General features: G+C 62.0%; 13 protein-coding genes. 5 read left to right on the forward strand and 8 right to left on the reverse strand.

All coding sequences use genetic code 11. From position 1 onward, the window contains the following. Positions 1 to 212: 212 nt before the first annotated feature. A complete protein-coding gene (locus tag WJM78_RS03225) occupies positions 213 to 839 on the forward strand; it encodes a YitT family protein (protein WP_339013528.1) in 627 nt (208 codons plus the stop codon). A gap of 157 nt (positions 840 to 996) precedes the next feature. On the opposite strand, the gene WJM78_RS03230 is transcribed toward WJM78_RS03225, so the two are convergent. From WJM78_RS03230 to WJM78_RS03240, 3 genes are read right to left on the reverse strand one after another with little or no spacing between them, the layout of a single operon-like run. Further along, positions 997 to 1,785 carry a heme ABC transporter ATP-binding protein gene (locus WJM78_RS03230; RefSeq protein ID WP_339013531.1) on the reverse strand — a complete coding sequence of 263 codons (789 nt, stop codon included), beginning with the start codon at positions 1,783 to 1,785 and terminating at the stop codon, positions 997 to 999. Positions 1,786 to 1,798: 13 nt separating this feature from the next. Further along, positions 1,799 to 2,830 carry a FecCD family ABC transporter permease gene (locus WJM78_RS03235; RefSeq protein WP_212513804.1) on the reverse strand — a complete coding sequence of 344 codons (1,032 nt, stop codon included), beginning with the start codon at positions 2,828 to 2,830 and terminating at the stop codon, positions 1,799 to 1,801. Then, the gene (locus tag WJM78_RS03240) at positions 2,827 to 3,666 is read right to left on the reverse strand and encodes a heme/hemin ABC transporter substrate-binding protein (RefSeq protein WP_339013535.1); all 840 of its coding nucleotides are present in this window, start codon (positions 3,664 to 3,666) and stop codon (positions 2,827 to 2,829) included. The genes WJM78_RS03235 and WJM78_RS03240 overlap by 4 nt, the downstream gene beginning before the upstream one ends. Before the next feature lie 168 nt (positions 3,667 to 3,834). Between WJM78_RS03240 and hutX the strand changes: the two genes are divergently transcribed. Both hutX and hutZ read left to right on the forward strand, forming a co-directional pair. After that, the gene (hutX, locus tag WJM78_RS03245) at positions 3,835 to 4,347 is read left to right on the forward strand and encodes a heme utilization cystosolic carrier protein HutX (protein WP_042035068.1); all 513 of its coding nucleotides are present in this window, start codon (positions 3,835 to 3,837) and stop codon (positions 4,345 to 4,347) included. Then, positions 4,344 to 4,901 carry a heme utilization protein HutZ gene (gene hutZ / locus WJM78_RS03250; RefSeq protein ID WP_108535762.1) on the forward strand — a complete coding sequence of 186 codons (558 nt, stop codon included), beginning with the start codon at positions 4,344 to 4,346 and terminating at the stop codon, positions 4,899 to 4,901. Before hutX ends, hutZ begins: the two co-directional genes overlap by 4 nt. A 76-nt stretch (positions 4,902 to 4,977) precedes the next feature. On the opposite strand, the gene WJM78_RS03255 is transcribed toward hutZ, so the two are convergent. From WJM78_RS03255 to WJM78_RS03265, 3 genes are read right to left on the reverse strand one after another with little or no spacing between them, the layout of a single operon-like run. After that, on the reverse strand, positions 4,978 to 5,382 hold the full coding sequence (locus WJM78_RS03255) for a hypothetical protein (RefSeq protein ID WP_108535761.1): 405 nt from the start codon (positions 5,380 to 5,382) through the stop codon (positions 4,978 to 4,980). 39 nt (positions 5,383 to 5,421) lie between these two features. After that, positions 5,422 to 5,973, reverse strand: a complete 552-nt coding sequence (locus tag WJM78_RS03260; protein ID WP_339013539.1) for a cysteine hydrolase family protein — start codon at positions 5,971 to 5,973, stop codon at positions 5,422 to 5,424. 20 nt (positions 5,974 to 5,993) lie between these two features. Further along, the gene (locus tag WJM78_RS03265) at positions 5,994 to 6,977 is read right to left on the reverse strand and encodes a ChaN family lipoprotein (RefSeq protein WP_339013542.1); all 984 of its coding nucleotides are present in this window, start codon (positions 6,975 to 6,977) and stop codon (positions 5,994 to 5,996) included. A gap of 188 nt (positions 6,978 to 7,165) precedes the next feature. Between WJM78_RS03265 and WJM78_RS03270 the strand changes: the two genes are divergently transcribed. Both WJM78_RS03270 and WJM78_RS03275 read left to right on the forward strand, forming a co-directional pair. Continuing rightward, on the forward strand, positions 7,166 to 9,259 hold the full coding sequence (locus WJM78_RS03270) for a TonB-dependent hemoglobin/transferrin/lactoferrin family receptor (protein WP_339013545.1): 2,094 nt from the start codon (positions 7,166 to 7,168) through the stop codon (positions 9,257 to 9,259). 271 nt (positions 9,260 to 9,530) lie between these two features. Then, a complete protein-coding gene (locus WJM78_RS03275) occupies positions 9,531 to 10,676 on the forward strand; it encodes a 3-phenylpropionate MFS transporter (RefSeq protein ID WP_339013548.1) in 1,146 nt (381 codons plus the stop codon). A 138-nt stretch (positions 10,677 to 10,814) separates the two neighbouring features. On the opposite strand, the gene WJM78_RS03280 is transcribed toward WJM78_RS03275, so the two are convergent. After that, the gene (locus WJM78_RS03280; protein WP_042035054.1) at positions 10,815 to 11,024 is read right to left on the reverse strand and encodes a helix-turn-helix domain-containing protein; all 210 of its coding nucleotides are present in this window, start codon (positions 11,022 to 11,024) and stop codon (positions 10,815 to 10,817) included. A gap of 7 nt (positions 11,025 to 11,031) precedes the next feature. Then, positions 11,032 to 11,652: a DUF2975 domain-containing protein gene (locus WJM78_RS03285; RefSeq protein WP_339013553.1), complete on the reverse strand. Its 621-nt coding sequence runs from the start codon at positions 11,650 to 11,652 to the stop codon at positions 11,032 to 11,034. Positions 11,653 to 11,795 lie beyond the last annotated feature (143 nt).

The raw sequence follows: 11,795 nt of genomic DNA on the forward strand, positions 1-11,795 counted from the left end.
GGCTCGTCAGGCGCGGCATGCTGCATCTTGGTGCACTGGCTGTCAATGGAGAATGACAGGCACCAACATGGGGCGTTCCCCGTGACTATTGTGATCCTGGTCGCAAAAAATAGACTGGACCCCATAACTAAGCCCTGCGGACAGGGCTCGCGTCCGCCCTGGCGGGCACAAGACACTCTTTTCACTTTTCACTTCGCTATTGGATACAGGTTATGGACAACACCCCAGGCTCTGCGCGCTCAGCCCGTTCTGCGCATCCCCTCTATGAAGATGTACTCGCCCTGCTGACCGCTGCCGGTTTCGTTTCCCTCGGTATCTTCCTGTTTCATCAGGTTGGCCTGCTCACCGGCGGCACCGCCGGGCTGGCGCTGCTGCTGCAACAGGTAACGGGGCTGAGCTTCGGCCTGCTGTTCTTCGGCATGAACCTGCCGTTTTACGCCCTGGCCTGGCTCAGGATGGGGCCGCGCTTCACCCTCAACACCTTCGTTTCTGTGGCGGCCGTCTCCTTCATGACGGATCACCTCAACGCCGTGCTACAGATAGGCAAGATAGAACCTGTCTATGCGGCCCTGATCGGCGGCACCCTGATCGGCATGGGGCTGCTCATCATGTTCCGCCACAAATCCAGTCTGGGTGGCTTCAACATACTGACGCTGTTTATTCAGGACCGCTTCGGCATCCGCGCCGGTAAGCTGCAAATGGGGCTTGATTGCACCATAGTCATCGCCTCCTGCTTCGTGGTGCAGCCCTGGATCCTGGCGCTCTCGGTGGTGGCGGCCATCATCTGTAACCTGGTGTTGACACTTAATCACAAGCCGGGCCGCTATCAGATAGCTTGATGCATCACTTCTCTCACAATCAAAAAGAGCGCCTGATGGCGCTCTTTTGCTATCCGGGAGCCTGACCCCTCTCACACCACCATGGGCAGACCGGTTTCTGGATGGTGGAGTACCCGAACCGGGTAGTCGTGCTACCGGAAGGGAGATGAGCCTTGCGTCACACCACCATGGGCAGACCGGTTTCTGGATGGTGGATCACCTGGGCCGGGTAGTCATACAGGCGATCGATCAGGGCCGGGGTCAGCACCTCAGCCGGGCTGCCGTCGGCCATCAGCCTGCCCTGCTCCAGCATCACCAGCCGGTCGGCGTAACGCGCCGCCAGGTTGAGATCGTGCAGCACCACCAGCACGGCGGTGTTGCGCGCGGCCAGGGCGCGGGCCATGGTGAGCAGTTGGTGCTGGTACTTGAGGTCGAGCGCCGAGGTGGGTTCGTCCAGCAGCAGCAGGCGCGGCTGCTGGGGCTCGTCCGGTGCCTGCCAGATCTGGGCCAGTACCCGGGCGAACTGCACCCGCTGCCGCTCCCCCCCGGAGAGGCCGGGATAGAGGCGGCCAGCCAGGTGCTCAACCCCGGCATGGGTCATGGCGGCCCGCACTATCTCGTCGCGCCGGCTGGCGGGTTCGCTGTGGGGCAGGCGCCCCATGGCCACCACCTCTTCGCACAGAAATGGAAAGTTGAGGGACGAGCTCTGCGGCAGCACGCCGACGCGGTGGGCCAGCGTTATGCCGGGCCAGGCTTGCCGCTCCCGGCCAAACAGGCTTATCTCCCCCTCGTGTTCCAGCTCGCCGGTCAGGCACTTGAGCAGCGAGCTCTTGCCTGCGCCGTTCGGGCCCAGCAGGGCGGTGAGCGTGCCGGCCTGCAGGCTGAGGTCGAGCCTGTCCAGGATGGGGCGGCCAGCGCGGGTGAGGCTGAGCTGGTGACAGCGCAGCAGGGGCGTTGATGCAGGCAAGATAGACCTCCGGTTAAAGCGTCCGGCGGCCCTTGAGCAGCAGCCAGATGAAGAAGGGGGCGCCCAGCAGGGCTGTGATGATGCCCACCGGCAGCTCGGCCGGTGCCAGCAGGGTGCGGGCCAGCATGTCGGCGCCCAGCAGCAGGGCGGCGCCGAGCAGGGCAGAGAGCGGCAGCAGCCTGACATGGTTGGGGCCGGCCAGCAGCCGCACCAGATGGGGCACCACCAGACCGACGAAGCCGATCATGCCCGCCACGGCGACGGCCACGCCAACCCCGGCGGCGGTGAGCAGGATGAGGCGCCGCTTGAGGGATTGCACATTGACCCCCAGATGACGGGCCTCCCCTTCCCCCAGCAACAGAGCGTTGAGGGGATTGGCATCGCGCATGAACAACAGTAGCAAGGTGACCAGGGTGGCCAGTGCCAGCGCCACGTCCACCGGTTTGCCCGCCGCCAGAGTGCCCATCTGCCACAGACTCAGGTTGCGCAGCATCTGGTCGTCGGCCAGGTAGGTGAGCAGGCCTATCACGGCGCCGGACAGTGCCGTGATGGCCACCCCCGCCAGCAGCATGACGGTGACGGAGGTGCCCCCTTCCCGGGTGCCCAGCAGATATACCAGCGTGGTGGTGAGCGCGCCGCCAAGGAAGGCGAGCAGAGGCAGCAAGCCTATGCCGAGCAGGCTCTGCCACTGCTGGCCGAGAGGGGCCAGCAGCACTATGGCCAGTGCAGCGCCGAGGGCCGCCCCGCCGGAGACACCTATGATGCCGGGGTCGGCCAGCGGATTACGAAACAGCCCCTGCATGACAGCGCCACAGAGGCCGAGTATGCCCCCCACGGCGATGCAGAGCAGGGTACGTGGCAGGCGGATCTCCTGCACTATCAGCAGCTTGTGGGCTTCAATGCCGCTCTCCTGCCCGGCGAACAGGGCACGCAGGCTCTCGCCGAGGGAGAGGGTCATGGGGCCGGTCGCCAGCGACCCGACCAGCAGCAGCGCCAACGCGCCGCCGGTGAGCGCGACCAGCCAGGGCAGTGGCAGGCGTCTCATGAAGCCAGCTTAATCCACTTGGCTATCTGGTTCGCCTGCTGCAGCGAGGTGAGGCTGAGGCCTCCTTGCAAGGCGTGGCCGTCGATGGCGTGGATGGCCCGGTTTTTACCCGCCGGGGTCGCTTCGAGCGCGGGTACCTGACTCAGCACGGTTTGTGGATCCTGATACTGCTGCCAGTCGCGACCGCTTACCAGTACCAGATCTGGTTGCAGCTCGATCAGGGATTCGGCAGAGACAGGCTTGTAGTCGCTCAACTGGGCCACCGGATTGATGCCGCCCGCCAGGGTGAGCAGGGCGCTGGCGGTGGTATTGCCACCGGCTATGCTGGTGGGCTGCCCCTTGTGCAGCAGCAGGAAGGCGACCTTGAGCGGCTTGGTCTGCTTCGCCTGCGTCGCCAGCTGCGCGGTCTGGGCCTGGATCTCGGCTTTTAATCGCGTGCCAGCGGCCGGATCGTTGAGCAGGCCGGCCAGGGTGTCGATGCGCTGGTTGAGGTTGGCGAGGGTCGGTGCCGTCGGCAGCATGTTGACCTCGACCCCGGCGCGGCGCAGCTGCTCCAGCACCGGGGCAGGCCCCATCTCGTCGCTGCCGATCAGCCGGGTCGGTGCCAGGCTGAGGATCCCCTCGGCGGCGAGGGCGCGGTGATAACCGACCCGGGGCAGATTTTTCGGTTCCGTGCTGCTGATGTCGGTGGCGATCAGGCTGGGTTCACCGCCCAGAGCCAGAATGAGCTCTGTGGTGGCCGGGCCTATGCTGACGATACGTTCCTGTGCGGCAGCTGACAGGGAAAGGGCTGAGCAGCCGATCAGGCTGAGTACGAGGGCAAAACAACGGCCCATGCTAACCTCCGAAGGGTGAATGAAGTTGGGTTGCCGCCGAGAATATCAAGCCGGTGAAAAAAAAGCACTGAGAATGAAAGCAATTATCAATTGCATTGGATCGGGTGCTTTATTAGAGTATTCGCCATGACAGGAGAGGGATGCAGCGCGCATCCCAAGGGAGAACCTATGAGCATTGCACAACGCATTCATGAGCTGCTGGCGCAAGACCCCAGCGCCCATCCTTCCACCATTGCCAGCCAGCTGGCGGTCAGCGAGTGGGAGGTGGTACGCCACCTGCCGGCCGAGCTGGTGACCCTGGTGCCTGGCGAGCGGGCCGAAGCCCTGCTGGCAGATCTGGCAGATTGGGGTCAGGTGACCACCATCGTCGAATCCGATGGTTCCATCTTCGAGGTGAAGGCGCCGTTTCCCAAGGGCAAGAGTGCGCGTGGCTATTACAACCTGATGGGGCGTGACGGCGAGATGCATGGCCACCTCAAGCTCGACAACGTGGCTGGCATGGCGCTGGTCAGCAAGCTGTTCATGGGCAAGGAGGGGCACTCCTTCCAGTTTTTCGGCCACAGCGGCCGCTGTATTTTCAAGGTCTATCTGGGACGTGACGAGCAGCGCAAGCTGCTGCCTGCCCAGGTGGAGCGCTTCATGGCCTTGCGCCACCAGTATCAAGAGGAAGTGAAAGCATGAGTGAACGTCAGGAGCGTCTGCAGAATCGCCTGCAACCGGAGATCCGCGAGTTTCGCGACGGTTGCCGCACCCTGCAGTTGGCAACGGTGGACAGTGAAGGCAACCCCAATGCCAGCTATGCCCCCTTCGTGCTGCAGGAGGATGGCTATTATGTGCTCATCTCCGAGATTGCCCGCCACGCCCGCAACCTGCAACAGGTGCCCAAGGTGTCGCTGATGCTGATCGAGGATGAGACCGGTGCCCGCGAGCTGTTTGCCCGCAAGCGGCTTACCTTCGATGCGCTGGCCGAAGTGGTGACTCGCGACGACGTGCGCTGGGGCCAGGCGATTGCCGCATTGGAAGGGCGCTTCGGCGACATCGTCAAGGGGCTCTCCAACCTCAAGGATTTCGTGCTGTTCCGGCTCAAGCCCGAGCAGGGGCTGTTCGTCAAGGGCTTCGGTCAGGCGTTTCGCGTCTCAGGTGACGAGCTGGTGGACTTCGTCCATCTGGTGGAAGGGCACAAGCGGGTCGACAACGGTGTTGAGCTGACCAGCCCGGCTGATGCGCCAGTCTGATGGCGGCCATATCGCATAAAAAACGGGCAGCTTTGGCTGCCCGTTTTTTTTATTGCGTGTCACGCCTGAGCGCAAGCTAGTCCTGCCAGGAGGCCTTGTTGGGGAAGGCATCCCGATCGGCCTGATTGGCCGTCTCGTTGCATTCGCCCCGGATCTTCCAGGAGGTTTGGCTGAGAACGATATAGCCATCGCGGCAATACTTCTGCTCGGCCAGGGTCTGGGTCAACTGTGCATCCTGTAGGGCATCACGCCGTTCCAGCAGACTCTTGCTGCGGCTGATACGACTGCCGTCGTTCTCTTGCAGCCGGGTGGGCAGGGTGTCGAGCGGCGCAGCTTCGAAGGTGAAGCGCTTGCTCCCCTCTTCGTTGATATGAGTTCGAAACAGGGGGGCCGGGCCATCCGGCTGTAGCCCCGGCAAACCGGAGCAGGCAGTGATTACCGGTAACAACAGCATGAATGCAACGGCAGACAGTAGACGCACACAAGACTCCAATCAGGTGATCACTTCAAGAGAGGCAGATTAACACGCCAGCTCGGGCTGGATGGCCTCAAGCAGCTGATCCGTGCTGAGCAGGGTCACGACTCTGCCTTTTGGCAGGCTCAGATGCTGCCACATCCAGTGGTGGTGTTCGATGATCTTCTCCGCGCTCAGGTGAGGGCGATCCGCCGTGGTGTGGGCATCTGTCACCGCAAACACGTCGAACCCATGGGCTGCGGCGCTGCGCAGCGTGGTGTCGACGCAAAAATCGGTGGCACAGCCGCTGATCAGCAGCCTGTCCACCGCCTGCTCTGCCAGCAGGAAGCCGAGCTCGGTATCGAGGAAGCTGTCGCAGGCGGTCTTGCGCACCCGGCTGTCGCCGCGGCCCGGGGTGAGATCGGCGTGAAGCTGCCAGCCTGCACTGCTGGGTTCCAGTTCAGAACCCGGTGCGTCATGTTGCACATAGATGACACGCCCCTGGTTGGCCCGCACGCTGTCTGCCAAGCGATTAATGTTGGCGATGACCTGCGCGTCCTGATGGCGGGGGTCAGTAAACAACCCCTGTTGCATGTCGATGACCAGTAACACATCCATATGAAATCCTTAGGCAATTTTCAGGGTTGCAGCCACTGGCTGCAGTCACGGCTTCGGGATTGATGCAGTGCAATCATATCTTGCTTCATTTCATCGGCATTTAGCCAGCGTTCTGGCAGGGGGCTGATCCGTACCCGGATGTCGGCGGTCCGCCCGGAGGTGGCGTGCGCATCGCGCTGCGCTTCTGTCTCTGGCACGACCAGCGCCACTTTGAGCGCCGGGTTGCGGCTGGCGATGCGGCTGGCGAGCCCCAGCCCCCCCTCGACGTGGAAGTTGCCGGCGATGTGCATGATGCGTTGGCCCGGGTGGCTGCGCAGGTAGTCCACCATGCTCTCGGCCATGGTGTCGTCCCAGCTGGTCTGAGCGGCGAAGCGGCGGGCATTGTCGTCGGCATCACCATGGTGGAGCGAGGCCATGAATTTCTGGCGGTAAGGATCGTCGGTCAGCGTGAGTTCGCGGGCGAGCTGGCTGCGGCGATGGGCGGGGAGCTTGTCCAGCCAGGCGGGCCCTTCCTGGCCGACACAGCTCACCAGCGGTTTGGGGGCGTTGGCGGCAATGACGGGCAGGTGCTGCTGTCTGGCGAACTCCACCAGCGGACGATAGTCGCTCTGGTAGTTGGGCCAGGCGTTGCCATCGCGAATGAGGGCTGCTTCACCTGTGCGTCCGGCGAGGTAGGCGTCCAGCACCGGCTGATCGGCGCGGCTGAACTGCTCCATGGAGAGCGCCAGACCGCGGCCATCGGCCCGGGAGGTATTCGCCAACCCCGCCAACAGGCGGGCCTGCAGCAGGTGCACGGCCGGGTGGGTGTGCAGCTCGCCCACCAGCACTATGTCGGCGTCCGCCACCCGCTCCACCGCCTGGGTCAGCGTCAGTTCACTTTGGTTGGCATCGGGCTGGCTCGCGCTGAGCCGATAGTGGTAGAGGGTGCCGGCATCGTCATCGGGCACTGTCGTGCAGGCGGCCAGTAGCAGGGGAAGGGTGAGCAGGGACAGTAATCGAGTCATGGTATCTCACAACGAAGCAGGGCCAGAGTCATAACAATGGCAGCATGGCGAGCCGGAAAACAGAGGGTAATAGTGTAGAACCTAATCACGACAAAAGAAAATGAGAATGATTCCCTTTATTGTTGATATTTGTTGCGAGCTGAGTAATATGCCTGCTGTTTGATAACAGTTCTCAATAAGGATTCGCAGTGGCCCATAACAACACCCTATCTCTGGTTGCCCTTGCTGTGGCGGCCGGTCTCGCTTCCCCGGTCTTCGCGACGAACAAGCAAGCAGATGAAGTCATGGTCGTCAGTGGCTCACGGATGGAGCAACGACTGGAGGATGTCTCCGGCCCCATCTCGGTGATCACGGCTGAACAGATTGAAGAGCAGGTGGTGAGCAACGTCGCCGACCTGTTCCGTTACGAGCCGGGCGTCACTGTCCTTGGCGGCGCCGGCGATGCCCAGACCTTCATCATCCGCGGCATGGGTGAGAACCGGGTCAAGATAGTGCGTGACGGCGTACGCCAGAACGATGCCTACAAGAACGGCGGGGTGGGCCAGAGCTATTTCGACACCGACATGATCAAGCAGATTGAGGTGGCCAAGGGACCCGCCTCTGCGGCTTATGGATCCGATGCGCTGGGGGGCGTCATCGTCATCACCACCAAGGACGCAGGCGACTTCTTGAAGGGGCGCGACAGCTATCTGGACGCCACCACCGGCTATGCTTCCAGCAGCCACCAGAACATGGCCGGTTTCACCGGTGCCCTGCGTAGCGGTGAGTTCGAGAACCTGCTGCGTTACACCTGGCGTGACGGTGGTGTGACCCAGAACTACGACAGTGACAAGAGTGAGTTCGACATCGTCAGCCAGGCCGTGCTGTTCAAGAGCCAGTGGCACTTGAGCGAAGATCAGTTCCTCAAGCTGACCGTCGACTACTTCAGCGAAGGGCAGGATCCGGATGCCGTTGATCTCACCAAGGTTGCCTCCGTCTTCAATCAGCCGATCACCGACAAGGACACGGACAACCTCTCCCTGGTGCTGGATCACGGCATCACCCTGAACGCGCCCTGGGTCGATCGCATCGACAGCAAGCTCTACTACGCCCGTACCAAGCAGACCCTGGATCAGTACGCTTCCTCCAAGTACCCGGTCAAGCCGACCAACCCTTATGTGACCAAGAACTCGCTGGACAGCAACGGCTTCGAGCAGAAGAGCCTGGGCGCCCAGGTCAAGTTCAGCAAAGCGCTGGCCAGCCAGCGTCTGGCCTGGGGTCTGGAGTATGAGCACACCGATAACGAGCGGAGCCGCTTCAAGGCGCCGACCGTGCCGGGGGATTTCATCGGCTACAGCGAGCTGAGCTTCCCCCCCACCACCAGCGAGCACAGCGCGCTGTGGGCCTTCGACGAGATCAAGTTTGGCGAGCGCTGGGTGCTGACCCCGGGCGCCCGTTACGACTACTACCAGATGACGCCTGATGAGGATCCCGCCTACACGGGCGAGAAGCTCCAGCAGTTCTCCGAAGGGGAGTTCTCGCCCAAGCTGGGGCTGGTGTTCAAGGCGCACGAGGCTGCCAACCTGTTCGCCCAGTACAGCCACGGTTTCAAGGCGCCCATGTATGACAACGCCTTCTCCACCCTTAACCATCAGGCGTATGGTTATCGCATCGAGCCGAACCCGGATCTCAAGTCCGAGAGCAGTAACGGCATCGATCTGGGTATACGCGGCAGTGCCGGTGGCTTTAGCTACGAAGTGGCGACCTTCTACAACAAGTTCGATGACTTCATCGAGCTGGCCCAGATCGGCACCGAGGGCCGCACTAAGGTGTATCAGTACCAGAACCTGGACAAAGCGACCACCAAAGGGGGCGAGGCCAAGGCGGATTACTGGCTAAATGATCAGGTCAACGTCTGGGGCAACCTGGGCTACATCGAAGGCAAAGATGGCAACGGCAACTACATCAATAGCCTGAGCCCGCTCAACGGCAGCCTGGGTGTGCGGCTGGAACAGCCCAACTGGAACATCAACACGGCGCTGCGCTTTGCCGACGACATGGACAAGGTGGGCAAGGATGCCAGAGGTAACGACAACATCAAGAGCGCAGGTTGGGGCGTGGTGGATCTTTATGCCCAGTTCAAGCCGATGCAGGATCTGCAGCTCAACGTGGGTGTCTTCAACCTGTTTGACAAGGAGTACGTCAGCTACGAGAGCATCACGGGGCTGAGTGCCACGACCAACACCAGCAACCAGACCGAGCCGGGCCGCAACCTGAGCGCACGGGTCAAGTACATATTCTGATACCGCAGTAGAGCAGGACATTGACCAAGGGGCCGTCAGGCCCCTTTTCTGTGGGCGGAAAGCGGCTTGTTGCCGCCAAAAAGAAACCCGCCAGAAGCGGGTGGAAGGATTGCAACACTAACCAGGAAGTGGTGTTACTCAATAGACACCATCCTTACGGTAATCGTTCAATTTTATTGTTGTTTTGCATTTCGGCTTGCGCCTGGCTCGCAGGATCCTCGTCCTAAAATCGGTTATCATTTGTGCCCCTTCTTTTCGTTGTCGAGGATCTATGCCCGCCTTCTCCTGGTTAGCCCTGTTCTTTGGCGCCTTTTACTTCGTCTATGGCGCCTACCTGCCGTTCTGGTCGCTCTGGCTGGAGGGCATAGGAGTGAGCGCCGAGATGATAGGTCTGCTGCTGGGCGTCGGGATGGCGATCCGCTTTGCCGGCAACCTGTTGGTGATGGGGCAGATCAAGGGGGCCGGGCACCTGCTGCCCGTTACCCGTCTGCTCTGCCTGCTGAGCCTGCTGGCCTTTCTCGGCTTTTATCTCAGTCACGGCCTCTGGTGGCTGGTGGGGCTGACCCTGGTGGCGAACTTCATCTATCCGACCCTGATGCCAGTGGGGGAGGCACTCGCCACCCGCATGGTGGTGCAGGTGCACCTCGACTACGGCAAAGTGCGGCTGTTCGGCTCCTTGGCCTTCATAGTGGCGTCGACCCTGGTGGGGGCCCTGGTGGGGAATTTTGGCAGCGACTGGGTGCTGCATACCATGGTGGCAGGGCTGGTGCTGATGTTGTTGCTCAGCTGGCTGCCGTTGCATCCGGCGCCCCGGGACATCCAGGGGGAGCGGGCGAAAGCCTCCCTGCTCGATACCCTGAAGTCCCCCCTGGTGCGCCGCTTCCTGCTGATCTCGGCCCTGCTGCAGGGCAGTCATGCCGCGTACTACGGTTTCAGCGCCATGCACTGGAAGGCGGCGGGTTACAGCGGCACCACCATAGGCTATTTGTGGGCGCTGGGGGTGGTGGCGGAGATCGGCATGTTCGCCGCCGACAAGCGCTTTCTCAACCGGTTTGGCGCCCAGACCCTGTTTCTGGTGGGGGCGCTGGGCTGCGTGGTGCGCTGGATCCTGCTCGGCGCCTCCACCGAGATCCTGGTGCTGGTGGCGGGCCAGCTGCTCCATGCGGTCACCTTCTGCGTCAGCCATCTCGGCGCCGTGCGCTTCATGACCCGCCAGCTGCCGGCCGAGCAGCTGATCCCCACTCAGGCGCTCTACGCCGCGCTGGGCCTCGGGATGACGGTCGCCGCCCTGATGATGCTGTGCGGCCTGCTGTTCGAGCCGCTGGGCGGCGGCATCTTCTTCATCATGGTGCTGGTGGTGGTACCAGTCTTCTTCCTGCGGCTGCACCCTGACGAGGCTGCATCCCTTCCGGGGTGACGCGAACCAGCAGGGGGGCGGGTCTGGCCATGAGCTGGTCGCTTGGGCCCGGGGCGCCTTCGGCGGCCGCTCCCCACAAGGGGAGCTGCAACAGACTCTGGATGGCGGGATCAAGGGTCATGACGGGGTTCCTGCGGGTTAGCGTGCTTGCTCATAGCCCAGCAGGTCGCCCGGCTGGCAGCCCAGCTCGCGGCAGATGGCTTCCAGGGTGGAGAAGCGGACCGCCTTGGCATGACCGTTTTTGAGAATGGAGAGGTTGGCCTCTGTGATGTCGACCCGCTGGGCCAGCTCACGGGCTGTCATTTTGCGCTCGGCCAGCAGGGCGTCGAGCCGGATTATGATGGGCATGGGATCCTCACACCGTCAGTTGTTGTTCATCGGCCAGCTGTTTGGCCTCGCGCATCACCAGTGCCAGTGCCGAGACAATCAAGCCGGCCAGCAGCAACTGAAAGTCCGATGAGCTGATTTTGATAGTGCCGTGCAGCTCGGGGCCTGGCAGGGTGAGCACTATGTGCAGCAGCGGGGTCGTGATGATCTCGGTGATGAAGCTGGCACACAGCAGCAAGCCGATCAACCGGTAGCGGCGGATCTGACTGAAGGTGAACAGCATAGCGTGCCGATAGCCGCGAAACAGCTGGTGCAGTTGCCACAGGATCAGCATGAACACCAGATCCGGCAGCAGCATGACCAGGGTGGCCAGCAGGCGAGTGCCAAGCCCAAGCGGATAGTCGCTAACCGATGTGGCGGGTGCAGCCTGTTGGGTGGCGGTAGCCTCCCCCATGGTCAGTGGCACGCCATTGAGCACCTTGTCACCCTCCAGGGCCAGCGCATTGATCAGCTGATCCTGCAGGTAGTCGCTGCCGCCAAGCAGATGGGACCAAGTACCCAGCACCGTCATGATTGGTGTGGCCAGCAGGGCGAACAGCAGGATCCATTCGATCAGGCTGCTCATGCGTTCGAGCTTGTTGTATTTCATCCTATACCTCGTGATAGACGCCATGGGCCGCACAATACGGCATTTGCTTACTGTTTATCGATAACTTGACGCCAGTGTTTATCGTTTTTCGATATTTCGTCAAGGTTTTTTTATTGAAAAACGATAAGGTTTGACTGGCAAGA

The organism is Aeromonas popoffii, assembly GCF_037818705.1.
Classification (GTDB): Bacteria; Pseudomonadota; Gammaproteobacteria; order Enterobacterales; family Aeromonadaceae; genus Aeromonas; species Aeromonas popoffii.

Coding starts and splice junctions, on each gene's coding strand:
- WJM78_RS03225 (WP_339013528.1), top strand. CDS start 213: ATGGACAACACCCCAGGCTCTGCGCGCTCAGCCCGTTCTGCGCATCCC.
- WJM78_RS03235 (WP_212513804.1), bottom strand. CDS start 2,830: ATGAGACGCCTGCCACTGCCCTGGCTGGTCGCGCTCACCGGCGGCGCG.
- WJM78_RS03240 (WP_339013535.1), bottom strand. CDS start 3,666: ATGGGCCGTTGTTTTGCCCTCGTACTCAGCCTGATCGGCTGCTCAGCC.
- hutX (WP_042035068.1), top strand. CDS start 3,835: ATGAGCATTGCACAACGCATTCATGAGCTGCTGGCGCAAGACCCCAGC.
- hutZ (WP_108535762.1), top strand. CDS start 4,344: ATGAGTGAACGTCAGGAGCGTCTGCAGAATCGCCTGCAACCGGAGATC.
- WJM78_RS03260 (WP_339013539.1), bottom strand. CDS start 5,973: ATGGATGTGTTACTGGTCATCGACATGCAACAGGGGTTGTTTACTGAC.
- WJM78_RS03265 (WP_339013542.1), bottom strand. CDS start 6,977: ATGACTCGATTACTGTCCCTGCTCACCCTTCCCCTGCTACTGGCCGCC.
- WJM78_RS03275 (WP_339013548.1), top strand. CDS start 9,531: ATGCCCGCCTTCTCCTGGTTAGCCCTGTTCTTTGGCGCCTTTTACTTC.
- WJM78_RS03280 (WP_042035054.1), bottom strand. CDS start 11,024: ATGCCCATCATAATCCGGCTCGACGCCCTGCTGGCCGAGCGCAAAATG.
- WJM78_RS03285 (WP_339013553.1), bottom strand. CDS start 11,652: ATGAAATACAACAAGCTCGAACGCATGAGCAGCCTGATCGAATGGATC.